The sequence below is a fragment of the Xanthomonas sp. WHRI 10204 genome, from assembly GCF_040202875.1.
Lineage (GTDB): Bacteria > Pseudomonadota > Gammaproteobacteria > Xanthomonadales > Xanthomonadaceae > Xanthomonas.
In genome coordinates this window covers 1,002,698-1,022,197 of the sequence record NZ_JBEGDW010000002.1, presented here as the reverse complement: position 1 = coordinate 1,022,197, position 19,500 = coordinate 1,002,698, and the positions used below count along the sequence as shown (strand labels likewise).

16 protein-coding genes and 1 pseudogene are annotated in these 19,500 nt (G+C 63.8%); 8 read left to right on the top strand and 9 right to left on the bottom strand.

The features are described from left to right. Positions 1-46: 46 nt before the first annotated feature. Together ABQZ00_RS15230 and typA are read right to left on the bottom strand one after the other, a co-directional pair. Complete coding sequence (locus ABQZ00_RS15230) at positions 47-517, bottom strand: DUF2127 domain-containing protein (protein ID WP_055846090.1); 471 nt, start codon at positions 515-517, stop codon at positions 47-49. A 21-nt stretch (positions 518-538) separates the two neighbouring features. Further along, entirely contained in the window at positions 539-2,368 is a 1,830-nt protein-coding gene (gene typA / locus ABQZ00_RS15225) for a translational GTPase TypA (RefSeq protein ID WP_055846087.1), read from the bottom strand. A 243-nt stretch (positions 2,369-2,611) separates the two neighbouring features. On the opposite strand from typA, the gene ABQZ00_RS15220 reads away from it, so the two are divergent. Continuing rightward, entirely contained in the window at positions 2,612-3,106 is a 495-nt protein-coding gene (locus tag ABQZ00_RS15220; RefSeq protein WP_055846084.1) for a peptidylprolyl isomerase, read from the top strand. 118 nt (positions 3,107-3,224) lie between these two features. Further along, the gene (locus ABQZ00_RS15215; protein ID WP_115512404.1) at positions 3,225-4,211 is read left to right on the top strand and encodes a malate dehydrogenase; all 987 of its coding nucleotides are present in this window, start codon (positions 3,225-3,227) and stop codon (positions 4,209-4,211) included. 200 nt (positions 4,212-4,411) lie between these two features. Here ABQZ00_RS15215 and ABQZ00_RS15210 read toward each other — a convergent pair whose 3' ends face one another. The 5 genes from ABQZ00_RS15210 to ABQZ00_RS15190 form a co-directional block, all read right to left on the bottom strand. Continuing rightward, a complete protein-coding gene (locus ABQZ00_RS15210; protein ID WP_311239729.1) occupies positions 4,412-5,026 on the bottom strand; it encodes a glutathione S-transferase family protein in 615 nt (204 codons plus the stop codon). Positions 5,027-5,552: 526 nt separating this feature from the next. After that, a complete protein-coding gene (locus ABQZ00_RS15205; RefSeq protein ID WP_323538846.1) occupies positions 5,553-6,014 on the bottom strand; it encodes a cell wall hydrolase in 462 nt (153 codons plus the stop codon). A gap of 976 nt (positions 6,015-6,990) precedes the next feature. After that, positions 6,991-8,295 carry an MFS transporter gene (locus tag ABQZ00_RS15200; protein ID WP_503064285.1) on the bottom strand — a complete coding sequence of 435 codons (1,305 nt, stop codon included), beginning with the start codon at positions 8,293-8,295 and terminating at the stop codon, positions 6,991-6,993. A gap of 223 nt (positions 8,296-8,518) precedes the next feature. Continuing rightward, positions 8,519-10,558 (bottom strand): oxidoreductase, encoded by a 2,040-nt coding sequence (locus ABQZ00_RS15195; protein ID WP_323538848.1) that lies wholly within the window; start codon positions 10,556-10,558, stop codon positions 8,519-8,521. A 270-nt stretch (positions 10,559-10,828) separates the two neighbouring features. Further along, positions 10,829-11,851, bottom strand: a complete 1,023-nt coding sequence (locus ABQZ00_RS15190) for a zinc-binding alcohol dehydrogenase family protein (RefSeq protein WP_323538849.1) — start codon at positions 11,849-11,851, stop codon at positions 10,829-10,831. A 413-nt stretch (positions 11,852-12,264) separates the two neighbouring features. Here ABQZ00_RS15190 and ABQZ00_RS15185 point away from each other — a divergent pair, with 413 nt between their 5' ends. From ABQZ00_RS15185 to ABQZ00_RS15175, 3 genes are all read left to right on the top strand, one after another. Next, on the top strand, positions 12,265-13,362 hold the full coding sequence (locus tag ABQZ00_RS15185; protein WP_055846063.1) for an OmpA family protein: 1,098 nt from the start codon (positions 12,265-12,267) through the stop codon (positions 13,360-13,362). A gap of 201 nt (positions 13,363-13,563) precedes the next feature. Beyond that, complete coding sequence (locus tag ABQZ00_RS15180) at positions 13,564-14,064, top strand: hypothetical protein (RefSeq protein ID WP_055846060.1); 501 nt, start codon at positions 13,564-13,566, stop codon at positions 14,062-14,064. 19 nt (positions 14,065-14,083) lie between these two features. Further along, positions 14,084-14,944: a pseudouridine synthase gene (locus ABQZ00_RS15175; protein WP_323538850.1), complete on the top strand. Its 861-nt coding sequence runs from the start codon at positions 14,084-14,086 to the stop codon at positions 14,942-14,944. Here ABQZ00_RS15175 and ABQZ00_RS15170 read toward each other — a convergent pair. Then, complete coding sequence (locus tag ABQZ00_RS15170) at positions 14,883-15,287, bottom strand: HNH endonuclease (RefSeq protein ID WP_323538851.1); 405 nt, start codon at positions 15,285-15,287, stop codon at positions 14,883-14,885. The genes ABQZ00_RS15175 and ABQZ00_RS15170 overlap by 62 nt on opposite strands. 2 nt (positions 15,288-15,289) lie before the next feature. Further along, entirely contained in the window at positions 15,290-16,498 is a 1,209-nt protein-coding gene (kbl, locus tag ABQZ00_RS15165; protein WP_323538852.1) for a glycine C-acetyltransferase, read from the bottom strand. A 92-nt stretch (positions 16,499-16,590) separates the two neighbouring features. Between kbl and ABQZ00_RS15160 the strand changes: the two are divergent. The 3 genes and pseudogenes from ABQZ00_RS15160 (at position 16,591) to cysW (ending at position 19,497) form a co-directional block, all read left to right on the top strand. Then, positions 16,591-17,687 (top strand): annotated as a pseudogene (locus ABQZ00_RS15160) (sulfate ABC transporter substrate-binding protein). Positions 17,688-17,689: 2 nt separating this feature from the next. Then, positions 17,690-18,547 carry a sulfate ABC transporter permease subunit CysT gene (gene cysT, locus ABQZ00_RS15155; RefSeq protein WP_055846046.1) on the top strand — a complete coding sequence of 286 codons (858 nt, stop codon included), beginning with the start codon at positions 17,690-17,692 and terminating at the stop codon, positions 18,545-18,547. After that, the gene (gene cysW / locus ABQZ00_RS15150) at positions 18,544-19,497 is read left to right on the top strand and encodes a sulfate ABC transporter permease subunit CysW (protein ID WP_055846044.1); all 954 of its coding nucleotides are present in this window, start codon (positions 18,544-18,546) and stop codon (positions 19,495-19,497) included. Before cysT ends, cysW begins: the two co-directional genes overlap by 4 nt. Positions 19,498-19,500 lie beyond the last annotated feature (3 nt).

The following is a 19,500-nucleotide window of genomic DNA, read 5'->3' as shown; positions in this document are numbered from 1 at the left end:
GTCGGGGTGACAACGTGATCGCGCGCCCGTGGACGGGCAGGCAGGGTCAGCGACGTCGGCGCTTGACCAGATCGCGTGCCAGTACGCCGACCACGATCAGGTTGATCGCCAGCACGGCCCAAGCGGTCCAGCCAGGATGGCGGACGATGGCGTAGATATCGAAGGGCAGATAGATGGCCGCCGACAGGCAGCCCAGTACCGAGGCCCAGGCCTTGGCACGCCACAGACCCCAGGCTTCCACCACATGCAGCAGGCCGTAGGCCAGCATTGCGGCGGCCGCCAGATGCACCGCATCGGGGCTGATGGTCTTGAGTAACGACGGCAATGCGCCGTGGTCCGGATCCAGATTGAAACGGCGAATCAGCGTACTGACCGCATGTTGCAGCGGGAGCGGGCCCAGAATTTCCAGGCCCGTCGCCGCCAATAGCGCAAGCCCGCCCTTGACCGCCTCTAGCAAGGCGATCGCGTGGAGACCCGGATGCGCGCGCGGATCCGGGCTGTAAGGCTTGTTGCTCACGACTGTGGCTTAGTCAGTAACTCAGCCCGAACGGCCAGAGCGCTTACGGTCGCTTTCGGTCAAACCCTTCTTGCGCAGACGGATTTCCTTCGGGGTGACTTCGACCAGCTCGTCGTCCTCGATGAAGTCCAGTGCCTGCTCCAGCGTGTACTTGATCGCCGGGGTCAGCTTGATCGCATCGTCCTTGCCCGAAGCGCGCATGTTGGTCAGCGGCTTGGTCTTGATCGCGTTGACGGTCAGATCGTTGTCCTTGGAGTGGATACCGATCAGCTGACCTTCGTACACGTTGTCGCCTTCAGCGGCGAACAGACGGCCACGCTCTTCCAACGGCCCCAGCGCATAGGCCGGAGTGGCGCCCGGTGCGTTGGCAATCATCACGCCGTTCTGGCGCTTGGCGATGGCGCCCTGTTCCTTCGGGCCGTAATGGTCGAACACGTGGAACAGCAGGCCCGAGCCCTGGGTCAGGGTGCGGAACTCGTTCTGGAAGCCGATCAAGCCACGCGCCGGGATCATGTAATCCAGACGCACGCGGCCCTTGCCGTCCGATTCCATGTTCTTCAGCTGGCCCTTGCGGCTGCCCAGCTTTTCCATCACGCCGCCCTGGTGCTGTTCTTCGATGTCCACCACGAGCTGTTCGATCGGCTCCATCTGCTTGCCGTCGATCTCCTTGATGATCACTTCCGGACGCGACACGGCCAGTTCGTAGCCTTCACGACGCATGTTTTCGATCAGCACCGACAGATGCAGTTCGCCACGGCCGGAGACCAGGAACTTGTCGGCGTCGGAACCTTCCTCGACCTTCAGTGCCACGTTGTGCACCTGCTCGCGGTCCAGACGATCGCGCAGCTGGCGGCTGGTCAGGAACTTGCCACCGGACAGGTCCTTGTTGCCGGCGAACGGCGAGTTGTTGACCTGGAAGGTCATCGAGATGGTCGGCTCGTCCACGGTCAGCGGCGGCAGGCCTTCCGGGGCGTCGAGCGCACACACGGTGTCGGAGATGGTCAGCTCGGCCACGCCGGAGATGGCGACGATGTCGCCGGCCTCGGCGGTGTCCTGCTCGATGCGCTCCAGGCCCAGGAAGCCCAGCACCTGCAGCACCTTGCCCTGACGCTTCTTGCCTTCGCGGTCGATCACGCTGACCGGCATGTTCTTCTTCAACACGCCGCGCTGGATGCGGCCTATGCCGATCACACCGACGAAATTGTTGTAATCCAGCTGGCTGATGCGCATCTGGAACGGACCGTCCGGATCAACGTCCGGTGCCGACACGTGCTGCATGATCGCTTCGTACAGCGGGGTCATGTCGCCGTCGCGCACGTCCGAATCCAGGCTGGCGTAGCCGTTCAATGCGGAGGTATAGACGATCGGGAAGTCCAGCTGCTCGTCGGTTGCGCCGAGCTTGTCGAACAGGTCGAACACCTGGTCGATCACCCAGTCCGGACGTGCGCCGGGACGGTCGATCTTGTTGACCACCACGATCGGCTTGAAGCCCATCGCAAAGGCCTTCTGGGTCACGAAGCGCGTCTGCGGCATCGGGCCGTCCATCGCGTCAACCAGGATCAGCACCGAATCCACCATCGACAGCACGCGCTCGACTTCGCCACCGAAGTCGGCGTGTCCCGGGGTGTCGACGATGTTGATGCGGTTGCCCTGCCAGGTGATGGCCGTGTTCTTGGCCAGGATCGTGATGCCACGTTCCTTTTCCTGATCGTTGCTGTCCATCACACGCTCAGCCAAGACGGTGCGTTCGGACAGGGTGCCGGACTGCTTCAGCAGGCAGTCGACGAGGGTGGTCTTGCCATGGTCGACGTGCGCGACGATGGCGATATTGCGGAGTTTTTCAATGGACATGCGGAAAGGGCCCCTGTCTGGCGCCAGTCTTGAGATGAGGTAAGCCGAATATTATAGCGGTTTCGTTGCGCTGCCGTTGCGGATTAGCTGAAGGCAATTCAGATCCCCCATTCAGGCAGCGTGACGGCGGGCGGATCCAGGCCCGGCGACGGCCTTGGACCATGGTCGTAACTGCGCGGTCGTCCACGCGCCCGGGTGTATCCTAATGGGCTGTTGATCACCCCAGAACCTGCAAGGATTTCCATGTCCCTGATCGCCACTTTCGACACGTCCCGCGGCCCGATCGTTGTTGAGCTGTACCCGGAGAAGGCACCGCTCACCGTCGCCAACTTCGTCAACCTGGCCAAGCGCGGCTTCTACAACGGCCTGAGCTTCCACCGCGTCATCGCCGACTTCATGGTCCAGGGCGGTTGCCCGGAAGGTTCCGGCCGCGGCGGCCCGGGCTATCGCTTCGAAGACGAAACCAACAATGGCGTCGGCCACGAGCGCGGCGTGCTGTCCATGGCCAATGCCGGCCCGAACACCAATGGCAGCCAGTTCTTCATCACCCACACCGCCACCCCGTGGCTGGACGGCAAGCACACCGTGTTCGGCAAGGTTACCCAGGGCCTGGACGTGGTGGATAGCGTTGCCCAGGGCGACACCATCAACACGCTCACCATCGAAGGCGACACCGACGCCGTGCTGGCCGCCAAGGCCGACCGCGTTGCGGAGTGGAACAAGATCCTCGCCGCCTGATCGCACCCCATCGAACGGCCGCCATGTGCGGCCGTTTGCTTGTCAAAGCGCGCCGCCAGGCCTTGCGCCACGCCAGCGCGTGACCCCCACCAACGCTTTTTAGCAGAGGAAACACCCCATGAAAGCACCTGTTCGTGTTGCTGTGACCGGCGCTGCCGGCCAGATCGGCTACGCCCTGCTGTTCCGTATCGCTTCGGGCGAAATGCTGGGCAAGGATCAGCCGGTGATCCTGCAATTGCTGGAACTGTCCAACGAGAAGGCCCAGGCCGCGCTCAAGGGCGTGATGATGGAGCTGGAAGACTGCGCGTTCCCGCTGCTGGCCGGCATGGTCGGCACCGACGACGCCGAAGTGGCGTTCAAGGACATCGACGTCGCCCTGCTGGTCGGTGCGCGTCCGCGCGGCCCGGGCATGGAGCGCAAGGACCTGCTGCTGGAGAACGCCAAGATCTTCACCGCGCAGGGCGCGGCGTTGAACAAGGTGGCCAAGCGTGACGTCAAGGTGCTGGTGGTCGGTAACCCGGCCAACACCAATGCCTACATCGCGATGAAGTCGGCGCCGGATCTGAACCCGAAGAACTTCACCGCCATGCTGCGTCTGGACCACAACCGCGCCCTGAGCCAGCTCTCGCTCAAGCTTGGCAAGCCGGTCGGCGGCATCGAAAAGCTGGTGGTGTGGGGCAACCACAGCCCGACCATGTACCCGGACTACCGTTTCGCAACCTCCGATGGCGCGTCCATCGGCGATGCGATCAACGACCAGGAATGGAACGCGTCTACCTTCATCCCGACCGTGGGCAAGCGCGGCGCGGCGATCATCGAAGCGCGCGGCCTGTCCTCGGCCGCATCGGCTGCCAATGCCGCCATCGATCACGTGCGTGATTGGGTGCTGGGCAGCAACGGCAAGTGGGTCACCATGGGCGTGCCGTCCGACGGCTCCTACGGGATTCCGGAAGGCGTGATCTTCGGCTTCCCGGTGATCACCGAAAACGGCCAGTACACCCTGGTCAAGGATCTGCCGATCGACGACTTCAGCCAGAAGTACATCGACAAGACCCTGGCCGAGCTGGAAGAAGAGCGCAGCGGCGTGTCGCACCTGCTGGGCTGAGGTTCGCAGCTGTAGTTGCTACAAGAACGCCGGGCACTGCCCGGCGTTTTTTTGTCTGCATGCAGGCGATGAACGTGCATGCGGAGTTCGATCTGCTGCGATGGTCTGCGGGCGACACAGCGCGATGATCTGCACGCGCTGCGATGCGCTGCCTTATCGTGTGACGTGGCATCACGTCACCCGTTACACCGCAGTGCCGATTACGACAGGCCTTCGGCGTTCAGCGCGGCCTGTACATCCGCATCGGCCTGCATGCGCTTGAAGAACGCATCCAGTGCGGTCAGGCCGCTGAGGTCCACGCCTGCCTTATTGGCCCAGCGCAAGGTCACGAACAGATAGGCATCGGCGCCGGTATGGCTGTCGCCGGCCAACCACTCGCGGCCCTGCAGATGCGCATCGACGCGCGTGTAGAGCGCGCGCAACTTGCTGCGTGCATCGTCGTGACTGCGCGCGATCAATGCCTCGTCCTGCAGATACGCGGTGCTGCCGAAGATCGGCTTGAAGGTCGGATGCACATCGGCATTCGAAAAGGCGATCCAGCGATTGATTTCGGCGCGGCTACGCGCACTGCCGTCACCGCCCAGGCTGGTGAGCGGCGCAACATCGGCGACGTAATTCAGGATGGCCGCGTTCTGGGTCAACGCCCAATCATCGACTACCAGCAACGGCACGGCGCCTGCGGGATTGAGCTGCAGATACTCGGGCGACTTCATGGTGGCTGCATCGACCACGACCAGGTCGAACGGCAGCCCGGACCAACGCAGCACAATGTGGTCTGCAAGTGAACAGGCGCCGGGCTTGGTGTAGAGCTTCATGTGCATCCAGGGAGGACTAGGGGATGCAAGCTTAGCCGGGTTGGGCGGCCAGCTGTGCTGCCATGAGATCAACGGCAATGCGCTGTAACGCTCGGCGCACTGCGACCTGCAGCGCGACGTGTAGCGCACTGCGTAACGTGGAAAAGCGTTTTCGTTCGAGACGACATGGCCGCGTGCACTGACGCTGTTGCCGCGTCGATGGCGATCGCATCAGTGCTGCAATCGCGCACGTGCGGCGCGGCCGTTGTCATGGGCGAACAGCATTCGCTACGCGACGCAGCCGATCACATGGCCGGCGCCGATGTTGGGTGCTTGTTGTCGCGGTCGCGCCACAAATGCTGCGCGTCATCGGCGTCATACGAGTAGCGATTTGCCGGCAGCGCACAAGTGGCGCTTGCGTGCATCGCGAGACACCGTGCGTAGAACAGCGCACTGATCGGCTGGTGCGACAACGCCGCGTTACTAGCCGAATGCGGTATCGCAACGGTATGGACACGTTGCAACGCGCTATCGGTCCACTACGTCTTTACGACGCAGTGCGCGGCCTTAACTTCTGCACACGGTAGAACGTGTGATCGCCGATGGTGGCAACCTGGTACGCATTCCGCCAACTCGGGCTAGCAATCGCGCTTGCGGCAAAGTGGCTGGCGCCAGGCACGATCTCCTCGCGCTGACCCACAGGCAACGCCCAGTTACGTTCTGCGGCGAGTGCAACGCCCAATGCCTTGTTCCAGGCATCGTCGTTCTTCAACTGCGTGCCCGGCGCGACGATTGTCGGTGCGAACTGCTTGCGTGCAGTGACTACCTCGCACATCGAGTCGCCCCACAAACCGCTGTCCAGTCGACGCAACGCAACTTCCGCAACAGCCTGCTGGCCGCGCAAGGTCTGGTCGCGCGCTTCCAGATAAACGGTCGTGCTCAAACACAGCGAATCTGCAGCTGGCTGCGGCATCAACTGCGCCAGCCAGAATATCCAAATCATCTTCATACAACTCCTTGCTCCGTATGGGCCGGTTCGTAGAGCATCCAAAGTGGATGCACCAGTACGAAAGGCTTGGCGTCATGGGGAGGCGACCTGTCACGGGCCGCCCGGTCTTCGGTGAAAGAGAGATCTACCGAAGGTGCCCACCAAATGAGGTGGGTCAAAAAGTTGGCGCAAGGTAGGCGCCAATCACACAATCTTGGCTGAATGGGCGGGGTTGACGCGGGCTTGCCTCGGCTGCGTCTAGGTTGCGTCAGTGATGCCTCACGCATCGCACCATGCGATGCGCGTCGCATTCGCGCGGCGACAGGGGATCATGTGCGTTGGTCGTGTTTTGACATTATGCAGATGGCGCAGCTGGATCGTTGATGAGTTCTGCTTTCACGCTGGCTGCACGCGTTATCTGGGACCGAAAAAAAGTCATTAAATTCGGGTGTCGTTGAAGTGACGCACACAAGCAGTCGCACGTGTTGTACGCGTCGGCGCCGCACATCCTGCGGCATTGTTGAGCGAGCAGTTGTCTGCCCATGTACGCATGAAGTGTCGTAGACGATTACAAAACTGCGCTGCTGCATCGGTGCCGCAACGATCTCCACGACACTCTCGTCGCAATCACCATTTACTCAACTGTAGCGAGATCTGCGCGGGGTCTGGCTGGTTGGGTGGATATCCGAGATCGCCACATCGTATGGCGTGGTCGTCGCGGTCCTGCGTCATCAGTGATCGATGTCCACGGCCCCATCTACGATCACGCGCATCGCTCAGATGCGCATGTTCGAGGTGGCGCAATGATTCGGACGATTGCGTGTCTTGATTGCGAACGTGGTGTTGGTTAACGCAGCGACTGGATCTGCATCGTGCTTCGGCCACGTCGGCCAAAACGAAAGTGACGCGTGCGTGTTTGGTACGCACCAGCGACACGTTTTCGCGGGGTAATCGTTGAGGAAATGCGTAACGTGCAACTAGGTATGCGCGGTCAAGTTTATAGCGGCGTCGGTGTTGTTTCTGCAGGCAATCGCCGTGCAAGCGAGAAGGCGCGGGTGCTCCAGGCCAGCAGCAGGCAGGCCAAGCCGCAGGCGATGGGCCCGAGTGCCATCGACCACGCCAGGGACTCTTGAGGTGCATCGTGGTCGTTGTACAGATGGAGCAGCAGCCCGACCACAGCACTGCCTAGCGCAAGCGCGACCTGTGCGACGGCGGTCAGCATGGCAAAGCGGCGAGCTTGGTGCGCCGGGTCGTAGTGCATGGAGAGTTCGGCATGACGCGCCCACACCCAGTGCCCTACGCTGCCCGCCGCCATGCCCACGCCAAGCGCCAGCGCCGCATCCGGCCAGACGCTGCGCGTTGTCTGCAATGCAAACAGCAGCCCGCAGCCGACCAACGCGATACCGCTGTATCCCAGTCGCTGGCGCGCGCTGGTAGGCAGGCGCGCGGCCAGCGGTTGTACGACCACCGAGCCAATGGCGTAGCTGATCAGGAGCGCACTCCCCCAACGCTGCGAGATGACCAGCGTCTGCGCCAGATACGGCGCCAGTTTGGTAAACGTCGGCAAGGCCAGCGACAGCAGCGCAATCACCACTATCGGTAATAGTGGATGGCTACGCGAGGATGCGATCGATCGATCGGCAGGTGGGCTACTAACGTGCTGCGTGTGCGTGTGCAGCGTCTGGCGCAGCCACCAGGACGAGGTCATTGCGATGGTGCTCACCGTGCCCACAACCGTCATTGCAGTCGCGGCCCCAGCATGATGCCCTGTGTGCAACAGCAGTCCGATCGCTGCACTCATCAATAATGCGGCCAAGCCGCTGCCGATCAATCGCAGCGCGCTCACGCCTTGCGCTCCACGCCATGGCCAACGGCACAGTCCAAGCAACGTGTTCTGCGCGACATCACCCATGGCGTAGGCCGCACGAAACGGCAGGCTGAGTAACAGCACGCAAGGCAGGCGTGCAGGTGGTGGCAACACCGGTACCAGAAACAACAACGACATCGTCACTGCCGCCAGCGACATGCCTCGCCATTGCACGCGCCCCGCCCATGCGAGGCTGACACCCGCACGCCAGCGGTGTGCAGCGAACACCCCCATGCCTGCACTGACGAGCAGCCCGGCTGCAACCGACAAGCCGGCAGCGGTTGCACTCAGTTCCACGTATTCGGTCAAGGCGAAGATCAGCAACAACTCGCCGGTGTACCAGAGCAGGCTTTTGCCGAAGTGTGCAGCCGTGTACGCCAGCAACGTGTCCGTTGACAGGGGCGGGAGCAAGCGCGTTGTCGGTGACGTCCGCATCCGCCGCTTATAGCCCCGATCCAAGACAATAAGAAGAACGCTGCATGCCACGGCAGCGAGAAGGCGATGAGGGCGTTATTGCAGGCGAGGGTGGCAGCCATTCCGCTGCAACGTTAAAGCCGCTTTCCCGTGGAGAAAGCGGCCTGCCGCTCGATTGCTATGTTCCGGGACGGTGCACCACAACCTTATCCCTGCCTTGTCTGGTGGGTCATCGGCTCACGCATTACAACACCGCAGCGAGTCGGCTGGCCTGGTTGATCGCACGCTTGGCGTCCAGTTCGGCGGCCACGTCCGCGCCGCCGATCAGGTGCGGTCGCTGACCATTGGCCTGCAGGGCGACCAGCAGCTCGCGTCGCGGTTCCTGACCGGCACAGATCACCACCGTGCCGACATCGAGCAATTGCTCGGTGCCGTCCACGCGAATGCGCAGGCCGGCATCGTCCACGCCCAGATACTCCACGCCACCGAGCATCTTGACGCCCTTGGCCTTGAGCGTTGCGCGGTGGATCCAGCCGGTGGTCTTGCCCAGGCGGGCACCGGGGCGGCCGGAGCTGCGCTGCAGCAGCCAGACCTGACGGGTAGGAGGCTCGGGTTGCGGCTTGGCCAGCGCACCGCGCGCTTCGAAGGTCGGGTCCACGCCCCATTCGGCCATCCAGCGCTGCGGATCCAGCGCTGGCGACTCCCCGGCGTGCACCAGAAATTCGCCGACATCGAAACCGATGCCACCCGCGCCGATGATCGCCACCTTGGTGGCGGCCACATGCCGACCCAGCACCACATCCAGGTAGTTCACCACCATCGGGTGATCGGCGCCGGGGAAGTCGACCTTGCGCGGCTCGATGCCGGTCGCCAGGACAACCTCGTCGAAGTCCTTGAGGTCTGCTGCCTGCACGTGCGTGTCCAGACGCAGCTGGACGCCAGTCGCTTCGATGCGGTGACGGAAATAGCGCAGCGTTTCGTTGAATTCTTCCTTGCCGGGGATACGCCTGGCGACATTGAACTGCCCGCCAATCTCGCTGCTCGCATCGAACAAGGTGACGCGATGCCCGCGCTCGGCCGCCACCGTCGCGCACGCCAGCCCCGCCGGTCCGGCGCCGACCACGGCAATGCGCTTGGGTGTCGTGGTGGGCGTATAGATCAGCTCGGTTTCGTGCACTGCGCGCGGGTTGACCAGGCAGGTAGCCAGTTTGTTTTCGAACACGTGATCCAGGCAGGCCTGATTGCAAGCGATACACGTATTGATGGCATGCGACTGCCCGGCGCGGGCCTTGTTGGTCCACTCCGGGTCGGCCAGCAGCGGGCGCGCCAGCGACACCATGTCCGCTGCGCCGTCGGACAGAATGCGTTCTGCCACTTCCGGCATGTTGATGCGGTTACTCGCCACCACCGGAATGCGCAGGTGCGGTTTGAGCTTGGCGGTAACGCCGGCGAATGCGGCGCGTGGCACCGAGGTGGCGATGGTCGGTACGCGCGCTTCATGCCAACCGATGCCGGAGTTGATGATGGTCGCGCCGGCGGCTTCGATTGCCTGCGCCTGCGCCACGATCTCCTGCCACTGGTTGCCGTCTTCGACCAGGTCCACCAGCGACAACCGGTAGATGATGATGAAGTCCGGCCCGCAGGCTTCACGGATGCGACGCACGATCTCCACCGCAAACCGCATGCGCTTGGCTGCGTCGCCGCCCCAGGCATCGGTGCGCTTGTTGGTTCGCGCGGCGGTGAACTCGTTGATCAGATAGCCTTCCGAGCCCATCACCTCGACACCGTCGTAGCCGGCCTCGCGCGCCAGCCGCGCGGCGCGCGCATACGCGGCGATCTGCCGGTCCACCGCCGCTGCCGACAGCGCGCGCGGGGTGAACGGGTTGATCGGCGCCTGCAGCTTGGATGGCGCCACCGACAACGGGTGATACGCATAGCGCCCGGCGTGCAGCAACTGCATGCAGATCTTGGCGCCGTGTTCGTGCACCGCGCGGGTGACCTGGCGGTGCGGGCGCACTTCCCAGGGCCACGACAGCTTGCCGCCGAATGGCTTGAGCCAACCCACTACGTTCGGCGAGAAGCCTCCGGTGACAATCAGGCCCACTCCGCCTGCGGCGCGTTCGGCGAAATAGGCGGCCAGCCTGGGGAAATCGCGCGCACGATCTTCCAGCCCGGTGTGCATCGAGCCCATCAGGACGCGATTGCGCAATTGGGTGAAACCCAGATCGAGTGGCGTGAACAGGTGCGGGAAGGAGGGGGCGGAAGGGCCGGTGGCGGGCGACATGATATGGATACGCTGGCGTACGGAGTGCGCACGATGCAGGCAAACGGGCTTGGCGGCAAGCCCTGGGTGCCGAATTCCGCGCTGCCGGCCGCGACGCAGTTGCAGGTTGGCCGACGTCACACCGTCCGCTAGGCCAAGACCTGCCTTGCGGAGCGTCTGCCCATGCGGCGGTGGCGCTCGATCACAGCGTTCGTGCAACCCGAAGGCGGGCGCGGGCGCCCTCGGGCTGTATTTCAGTGCCGTGCAAACAGGCGGCGTCAGCCGCCGCGGCTACCACCCGGCCAGCACCAATTTGCCGATCGTGCTGCCGCCCTCCAGCCGCCGATGCGCTTCGCGCAGGTTGTCTGCATTGATCGGCGACAGCGTCTCGGTGTGCGTCGTGCGCAGCTCACCAGCATCGATCAGGCTCGCAGTACGGTTGAGGATGCGATGCTGCTCCACCATGTCGTCGGTGGCGTAGCGCGACCGCGCAAACATCAGCTCCCAATGGATGCCGATGCACTTGGATTTGTAGGGGTCGCCAATCATCAGCGGGCCGCGTGGCTCGACGATCAGACCGACATGCCCCTGCGGCGCCAGGATCTCGCCCAGCTGCTGCCAGTAGCGGTCGGTGTCGGCCAGATTCAGCGCTGCATCCACGTGCGTCAGACCTAACGCCTGCAACTGCGGCTGCAGTGGCTGGTGGTGGTCGATCACCTGCTGCGCGCCCATCTGCCGCACCCATTCGATGCTCTCCGGGCGCGAGGCAGTGGCAATCACCGTGAAGCCGGCATGCCGCGCCAGCTGGATCGCGACCGACCCCACGCCGCCGGCTCCGCCGATGATCAACAGATGCCGGCCGCGATTGCGTGCGCCATCGAACGCGAACGGCATGCGTTGGAACAGAAGCTCCCACGCAGTCAGTGTGGTCAACGGCAGTGCGGCCGCCTGCGCAAAACTCAGCGAGGTGGGCTTGCACCCGGCAATGCGCGCATCCACCAGCTGATACTGCGCGTTGCTTCCCGGCCGGCCGATATCGCCGGCGTAGTACACCTCATCGCCCACGGCAAACGCGGTGACCTCCGGGCCCACTGCTTCGATCACGCCAGCCGCGTCGTATCCCAGGATTTTCGGCTCGGTCAGGGGCTGCGGCTTCGGCGCCCGCAGCTTGGTATCGACCGGATTCACGGAGATCGCTTCGACACGTACCAATAAGTCATACCCCGACGGCGCCGCAGGGACGGGGACGTCGATGTCAAGCAGCGATGCCGGATCGTCGATCGGCAGATAGCGGGTGAGGGCGACGGCTTTCATCGGGGCTCTCCTGATGGGAAGTTCAGGGTGCGTTGTGAAGCGAGTCCGCTGCAACTACCGGCCCCACAATTCAGCTCGCACGGGGCCTTGCGTTCACCAATGTGGTTTTTGGCATGGTCGTGGCCATTGAAAACCAGCAGGCTTGTAATCGTATTCAACACGCTTGAGTCGGCTGCCGTTCAGATGGAGTGGCCGGTAAAAGTGAGTGCCCGGTCCTTTCCTTCATGAAACTGTATACGTAGTATTGGCTGGGGTTTGCAACCCTGGTGATTGCTTTCACATGTTATATGACCGTTAACGCGATCTTCACTGAGGCCGGCTTAATCTGCGCCCCGATGGCTCTGGATGTGACGAGCATCTTTACCAAGAACAACGCCTCTATCGGTTTATCTCCCAAAGAAGGAGCTGTATAAATGAACAAGAAAATTCTCACTGCCGCGTTGCTCGGCGGTCTGGCAGTTGCCCAGGCTGCGTCCGCGCAGGAGTTCGATGACCGTTGGTACCTGACCGGTAGCGCTGGCTTCAACTTCCAGGACAGCGATCGTCTGACCAATGATGCTCCGTTCGTCACCCTGGGCTTGGGCAAGTTTGTCAGCCCGAACTGGTCGATCGACGGTGAACTGAACTATCAGAACCCGAACTTCGATGCCAACCAGGATCAGAACTGGAGCCAGTACGGCATCTCGTTCGACCTGCGTCGCCACTTCATCCAGGAAGGCCGCGGCTGGAACCCCTACCTGCTGTTCGGTCTGGGCTATCAGCGTTCGGAAGAAGAGTTCGACGCAACCCCGAACCCGGTTTCGCCGGGCCAGCAGAAAGACGGCAACTTTGCCGCCAAGGCTGGTGTCGGTCTGCAGACCACCTTCGACAAGCGCGTCGCCGTGCGTGCTGAACTGGCCTACCGCGCCGACTTCAACGACCAGAGCGTTGCTGCTCCGCAGGAAGACTGGTTCGGCGACGTGCTGGCTTCGGTCGGCGTCGTGATCCCGTTGGGACCGGCTCCGTCGACCGCTCCGCCGCCGGCTCCGGCTCCGGTTGCTCCGAGCTGCGCAGACCTGGATGACGACGGTGACGGCGTCAACAACTGCGACGACAAGTGCCCGGCTTCGCAGCCTGGCCAGACCATCGGTCCGGACGGTTGCCCGGTGCCTGTGTCGATCGACCTGAAGGGCGTGAACTTCGACTTCAACAAGTCGACCCTGCGTCCTGACGCAATGTCGATCCTGAGCGAAGCGACCGAGATCCTGAAGCGTTACCCCGACCTGAAGGTCGAGGTTGCCGGTCACACCGACTCGAAGGGTACCGACGCGTACAACCAGAAGCTGTCCGAGCGTCGTGCGACCACCGTGTACGACTACCTGACCAAGAACGGCGTTGATGCGTCGCGTCTGGTCGGCCCGATCGGCTACGGCGAGAGCCGTCCGATTGCTCCGAACGCCAACCCGGATGGTTCCGACAATCCGGAAGGCCGTGCGAAGAACCGTCGTACCGAGCTGAACGTCCAGAACTAATCGGACCGCTAGCTTGTTCCATACAAAACCCGGCCTTGTGCCGGGTTTTGTCTATGTGCGCTCCGAACATCCCCAAATTCCTTCGCACACAGGCCGCAATGCTGTCTGTGTTGCCATCCAGGCACGGTTCCGGTTGAAACAGCGTTCATCGCTGCCTACACTCGCCGCGTCGACACCACACTTTTATTGGAAGAACCAACGATGCTGCGTACCGCTTCGGCAGGATTGCTCTGTCTCGCCTTGATTCCCGCCGCCTACGCCGCTCCGAACTGCGCCGGCAGCACGGTGTCCCAGCCGCTGCCGTTGCCCGCCACCGTCATCGCACCGGCAGCCGCCGAGTTCTACACCCGCAGCGTGCAGCTGGGCATGCCCACCGGCGTGCTGGCACAGCCGTACAGCAGCGATCAGTCGGTGGACCGCGTGCTGCTGCGCCTGCGCGTGGAAGGTTGCCAGGATCTGGCCAAGGTCATTCCGCCGGGCGGCACCGTCAATCCGAACGATCCGGCGGCCTACAAGGCCACCACCGCGTTCGACAACACGCCGTGGCGCTTCGACATGAGCCAGAACGGCAAGCGCATGACCGCCGAAGAGTTCGATGCCTGGATGAAGGCGCGCGGCGTGCGTGTGGTCAAGGCGCGTCCGGTTGCGGCACCGGCTCCGGCTGCGCCCGCAGCCGACGCCAAGCCGATCGAAAACAAGTAAGCCGCACGGTCGGGACGGCATGACCCGGCGGCCTCCGCCGGCAACGTCCCGGCATCGCAACCGTGGTTCGGCAGCGCCGACGCGCGTCTCGCGTCCATTGGCTGCAGGACCGGTGACCGCCGCGCCACGCCATGGGCTGGCTCGGGTGTTGTCCAAGCTGGGGGTGTGTTCGCGCACCGAAGCGGCACGCTGGATCGCCGATGGGCGGGTCAGCGTGGACGCGCGGGTGATCCGCGACCCTGAATGTCCGATCCGTGCCGACCAGCATGAGGCGATTACGGTCGATGGCCAGCCGTTGGCCGGGCCTGCGCGGGTCTATCTGATGCTCAACAAGCCGCGCGGCGTGGTCACCACGGTGCGCGACGAGCAGGGCAGGGACACGGTGTATCGCTGTTTCGACGGCGCCGGCCTGCCGTGGATTGCGCCGGTGGGGCGGCTGGACAAGGCCAGCGAAGGTCTGCTGCTTTTCAGCAACGACCCGCAATGGGCGGCGGCGGTGACCGACCCGGCGACCGGGCCCGACAAGACCTATCACGTGCAGATCGACTGCCGCCCCGGCGCCGAGCAGCTGGCGCAGTTGCAGGCCGGAGTGATCGATCCCGACCCCGACGGTGATGGCGCGCTGCTGCGCGCCAAGCAGGTGCGCTTGCTGCGCGAGGGTGAGCGCAATGCCTGGCTGGAAATCGTGCTGGACGAAGGCCGTAACCGGCAGATTCGTCGGCTGCTGGCGGCCGTGGACATCGGTGTGCTGCGGCTGGTGCGCGTGGCGATCGGGCCGCTGCCGATGGGCGAGTTGGGCAAAGGCGCCTGGCGGATGCTCAGCGCGGAGGAAGTCCAGGCGCTGACGTCGGTTCCCGCCAGCGTGCCAGACGCGCGCTGAGCAGCGCGCTGACGACCTCGACGGCGCGTGCATCGCCGGCGCCATTGGCATCGTGGCGCCGTCCTTTGGCGTGATTGCAGCCTGCACAGGCCAGCGCCAGATTGCGCGCGTCGTTGGGGTCGTCGCCAACCAGCGCGCACAGCGCCGCCGCCGCGCGGCGTCCGAACCAGGCCTGCGGGACCACGTGTTCGAGCGTGGTGTGGCCCAGCGGTTCGCCATCGATACGAATCTGCAGGCGGCGACGGCAATGCAGGCAGCGGGTTTCCCAACTGCCTGCGAGCAGCTGCGCCTGGACATCGGTGTGCGCCGCGAGCAGGAGCCGTTGGCGCAGCACCGTGCGCATGCTCAGACCCCGATGACGTCGAGTTCGCGGCCGATCTTGATGAAGGCGTCGATGGCCAGATCCAGATGCTCGCGGGTATGCGCGGCACTGATCTGGGTGCGGATACGCGCCTGCCCCTTGGGCACCACCGGAAAGAAGAAGCCGATGGCGTAGATGCCTTCTTCCAGCAGGCGCTCGGCAAACTTTTGCGCCAACGGTGCGTCATAGAGCATCACCGGGCTGATCGGATGCACGCCGGGCTTGAGGTCGAAGCCGGCGGCGGTCATGCGCTCGCGGAAATAGCGGGTGTTTTCGACCAGTTGCGTGCGCAGGTCGCCGGCCGCTTCCAGCATGTCGAACGCCTTGATGCCGGCGGCCACCACGTGCGGCGGCAACGAGTTGGAGAACAGGTAGGGGCGCGAGCGCTGGCGCAGCAGTTCGATCACCTCGCGCTTTGCGGTGGTGAAACCACCCAGCGCGCCGCCCATCGCCTTGCCCAGGGTGCCGGTGAAGATGTCGATCTGGTCCAGCACGCCCTTGACCTCGGCCGAGCCGCGCCCGGTGGCGCCCAGAAAGCCGGTGGCGTGGCATTCGTCGATATGCACCAGCGCGTTGTACTTGCGCGCCAGCGCAGTGATTTCGTCCAGCGGCGCGATGAAGCCGTCCATCGAGAACACGCCATCGCTGGTGATCAGTTTGGTCTTGCAGCCGGCCGCATCGGCGGCCTGCAGCTGCGCTTCCAGATCGGCCATGTCGCAGTTGGCGTAGCGGAAGCGCTTGGCCTTGCACAGGCGCACGCCGTCGATGATGGAGGCATGGTTGAGTGCGTCGGAAATGATGGCATCGTGCTCGCCGAGCAGCGGCTCGAACAGGCCGCCATTGGCATCGAAACAGGCCGCATACAGAATGGTGTCTTCGGTGCCGAAGAAATCGGCAATGGTGCGCTCGAGCTGCTTATGCAGATCCTGGGTGCCGCAGATGAAACGCACCGAGGCCATGCCGAAGCCGTGCGTGTCCAGTGCGTCCTTGGCGGCCTGGATGATGTCCGGGTGGTCGGCCAGGCCCAGGTAGTTGTTGGCGCAGAAGTTGAGCACGCTGCGGCCGTCGGCCAGCGTGATCCGCGCCGACTGCGGGCCGGTGATGATGCGCTCGGACTTGAACAGGCCCTGGGACTGGATCGTCTCCAGTTCGGCGGCGTAGTGGGCGGTGAGCGCGGCAGGCGGACGGGTCATGGCGGTCGCTGTGGCAAAGAAAGAAGCGCAATGTTAACGATCACAATGGCATACCACTACGTCATGCAAAATCGGCATAAGCGGCGGCACTGATGTCATTTCACCGCCCGCGTGCCGCTGCGCAGCATGGCATGCTTGCTGTTCAGCTGCGCCCACCGGCCAGGAGATCGTTGTGACACACCCCCGTATCCGTCTTGCTTCCCTTCTTTGCACCCTGCTGGCCCTGGCCGGCCCGGCGGGGGCGCGCGACATCGGGCTGCTCAATGTGAGCTACGACCCTACGCGCGAGTTTTACCGCGACTACAACACGGTGTTTGCGGCGCAGTGGAAGCAGCAGCACCCGCAGGACACGGTCACCGTGGAGACCTCGCATGGTGGCTCCGGCAAGCAGGCACGCGCGGTGATCGACGGGATCGAGGCAGATGTGGTCACGCTGGCGCTGGCCTACGACGTGGATGCCATCGCGCAGAAGGCCAAGCTGATCGATGCCGATTGGGAGAAGCGACTGCCCGACAACAGTGCGCCGTATACCTCCACGATCGTGTTCCTGGTGCGCAAGGGCAACCCGAAGAACATCCACGATTGGCCGGATCTGCTGCGCTCGGGCGTGGCGGTGGTGACCCCCAACCCCAAGACCTCCGGTGGCGCGCGCTGGAACTATCTGGCCGCCTGGGCCTACGCCGATCACATCTTCAAGGGCGACCGCGAACGCATCCTGCGCTACATGCAGGCGCTGTTCCGCAACGTGCCGGTGCTGGATACCGGCGCGCGCGGCGCCACCACGACCTTCGTGCAGCGCGGCATCGGCGATGTGCTGCTGGCCTGGGAGAACGAGGCGTTGCTGGCGCGCGAAGAGTTGGGCAAGGACAAGTTCGAGATCGTGGTGCCGAAGTTGTCGATCCTGGCCGAGCCGTCGGTGGCGCTGGTCGACAAGAACGTGGACAAGCACGGTACGCGCGATGTGGCCGAGGCCTATCTGCGTTATCTGTACGCGCCGGAAGGCCAGAAGCTGGCCGCCAAGCATTTCTATCGCCCGCGCCACCCCGAATTCGCCGACCCGGCGGACCTGGCCCGTTTTCCGGACATCAAGCTGGTCACCATCCAGCAGGCGTTCGGCTCCTGGGATAAGGCGCAGCAGGAACACTTTGCCGATGGTGGCCTGTTCGACCAGATCCAGGCCAAGAAGTAGGCATGCAGACGTCGGTTGCACGCCCAGCGTCGCCATCGCGCCGACGCGTGATGCCGGGGCTGGGCCTGAGTCTGGGCATCACCCTGACCTGGCTCGGATTGATCGTGCTGATCCCGCTGCTGGGGATCTTCATCAAGACCAGCGGCCTGGGCTGGGAAGGCTTGTGGAAGGTGTGGAGCGAGCCGCGCGTGCTGTCGGCGCTGCGGGTGAGCTTTGGCACCGCCTTCGTGGCGGGCGCATTCAATGCGGTGATGGGCACCTGGGTGGCGTGGGTGTTCGTGCGTTACAGCTTTCCGGGCAAGCGCTTGTTCGATGCGGTGATCGATCTACCGTTTGCGTTGCCAACTGCGGTGGCCGGCATTGCGCTGACCGCCTTGTATGGTGAAAACGGCTGGGTCGGGCGTTGGTTGGAGGCGATCGGCATCAAGGTGGCCTACACCCAGCTGGGCATCGTGCTGGCGCTGGTGTTCGTGGGATTGCCGTTTGTGGTGCGGGTGGTGCAGCCGGTGCTGGCCGAGAGCGAGCGTGAGCTGGAAGCCGCCGCTGCCACGCTGGGCGCGTCGCGCTGGCAGACCGTGTGGCGAGTAGTGCTGCCGGGGCTGTGGCCGGCAGTGCTGACCGGGTTTGCATTGGCCTTCGCGCGCGGTGTGGGCGAGTACGGCTCGGTGATCTTCATCGCCGGCAATCTGCCCAATTCCACCGAGATCGCGCCGCTGCTGATCACCATCCGGCTGGAAGAATTCGACTATGCCGGTGCCACCGCAATCGCAGCGGCAATGCTGTTGCTGTCGTTCGTGATCCTGCTGCTGGTCAACACGCTGCAGGCACGCCTGCTGCGCTATCAACAGAGGCCCGCATGAGCAATGCTGCTTCGTCGCTGCCTTCCATGTTGCAGACCCGCACGATGACCGAGCAGGCGCGCCGCATCACCGACTCGGCCACCAATGAGCCGCGCTGGGTGCAGTGGTTGATGATTCTGGGGGCGCTGGTCTTTCTGCTGGCGTTCCTGCTGCTGCCGCTGGTGCTGGTATTTGCCGAAGCGCTGCGCGGCGGTTGGGACGTGTTTCTGCGCGCGGTAGTCGACCCGGATGCGTTGTCGGCGATCAAGCTGACGCTGCTGGTGACGGCGATCGTGTTGCCGTTGAATCTGATCTTCGGCGTTGCCGCCGCGTGGGCCATCAGCAAACATCAGTTCTGGGGCAAACGCCTGCTGGTCAGCCTGATCGACCTGCCGTTCTCGGTTTCGCCGGTGGTGGCGGGCTTGATCTTCGTGCTGATCTTCGGCCGCAGCGGTTGGGCCTGGCCATTGATCGACGAAGGTTGGCGGGTGCAGTTGCCGGCCTTGGGCGAGCTGGTGATCCAGCTGCCGCGGATCGTGTTCGCGCTGCCGGGCATCGTGCTGGCGACGACCTTCGTCACCTTCCCATTTATTGCGCGCGAGTTGATGCCGCTGATGGAGCAACAGGGCAGCGACGAAGAATTGGCCGCGCTGAGTCTGGGTGCGAACGGCTGGCAGATGTTCTGGCGCGTGACCTTGCCCAATATCCGCTGGGGCCTGTTGTATGGCGTGTTGCTGTGCGCGGCGCGTGCGATGGGTGAGTTCGGTGCGGTGTCGGTGGTGTCCGGGCATATTCGCGGACGCACCAATACGCTGCCGCTGCATGTGGAAATTCTTTACAACGAATACGCCTACAGCGCCGCATTTGCGTGCGCGTCGCTGCTGGCCTTGACCGCGCTGCTGACGCTGGCGCTGAAGACGTATCTGGAATGGCGGCACGGCGATTCGCTGGCCGCCAACCACCGCCATTGAGGT

Excerpts from the sequence above, each read along its gene's own strand:
- typA (WP_055846087.1), bottom strand. The coding sequence starts at position 2,368 with ATGTCCATTGAAAAACTCCGCAATATCGCCATCGTCGCGCACGTCGAC.
- ABQZ00_RS15220 (WP_055846084.1), top strand. The coding sequence starts at position 2,612 with ATGTCCCTGATCGCCACTTTCGACACGTCCCGCGGCCCGATCGTTGTT.
- ABQZ00_RS15215 (WP_115512404.1), top strand. The coding sequence starts at position 3,225 with ATGAAAGCACCTGTTCGTGTTGCTGTGACCGGCGCTGCCGGCCAGATC.
- ABQZ00_RS15210 (WP_311239729.1), bottom strand. The coding sequence starts at position 5,026 with ATGAAGCTCTACACCAAGCCCGGCGCCTGTTCACTTGCAGACCACATT.
- ABQZ00_RS15205 (WP_323538846.1), bottom strand. The coding sequence starts at position 6,014 with ATGAAGATGATTTGGATATTCTGGCTGGCGCAGTTGATGCCGCAGCCA.
- ABQZ00_RS15200 (WP_503064285.1), bottom strand. The coding sequence starts at position 8,295 with ATGCGGACGTCACCGACAACGCGCTTGCTCCCGCCCCTGTCAACGGAC.
- ABQZ00_RS15195 (WP_323538848.1), bottom strand. The coding sequence starts at position 10,558 with ATGTCGCCCGCCACCGGCCCTTCCGCCCCCTCCTTCCCGCACCTGTTC.
- ABQZ00_RS15190 (WP_323538849.1), bottom strand. The coding sequence starts at position 11,851 with ATGAAAGCCGTCGCCCTCACCCGCTATCTGCCGATCGACGATCCGGCA.
- ABQZ00_RS15185 (WP_055846063.1), top strand. The coding sequence starts at position 12,265 with ATGAACAAGAAAATTCTCACTGCCGCGTTGCTCGGCGGTCTGGCAGTT.
- ABQZ00_RS15180 (WP_055846060.1), top strand. The coding sequence starts at position 13,564 with ATGCTGCGTACCGCTTCGGCAGGATTGCTCTGTCTCGCCTTGATTCCC.
- ABQZ00_RS15175 (WP_323538850.1), top strand. The coding sequence starts at position 14,084 with ATGACCCGGCGGCCTCCGCCGGCAACGTCCCGGCATCGCAACCGTGGT.
- ABQZ00_RS15170 (WP_323538851.1), bottom strand. The coding sequence starts at position 15,287 with ATGCGCACGGTGCTGCGCCAACGGCTCCTGCTCGCGGCGCACACCGAT.
- kbl (WP_323538852.1), bottom strand. The coding sequence starts at position 16,498 with ATGACCCGTCCGCCTGCCGCGCTCACCGCCCACTACGCCGCCGAACTG.
- cysT (WP_055846046.1), top strand. The coding sequence starts at position 17,690 with ATGCAGACGTCGGTTGCACGCCCAGCGTCGCCATCGCGCCGACGCGTG.
- cysW (WP_055846044.1), top strand. The coding sequence starts at position 18,544 with ATGAGCAATGCTGCTTCGTCGCTGCCTTCCATGTTGCAGACCCGCACG.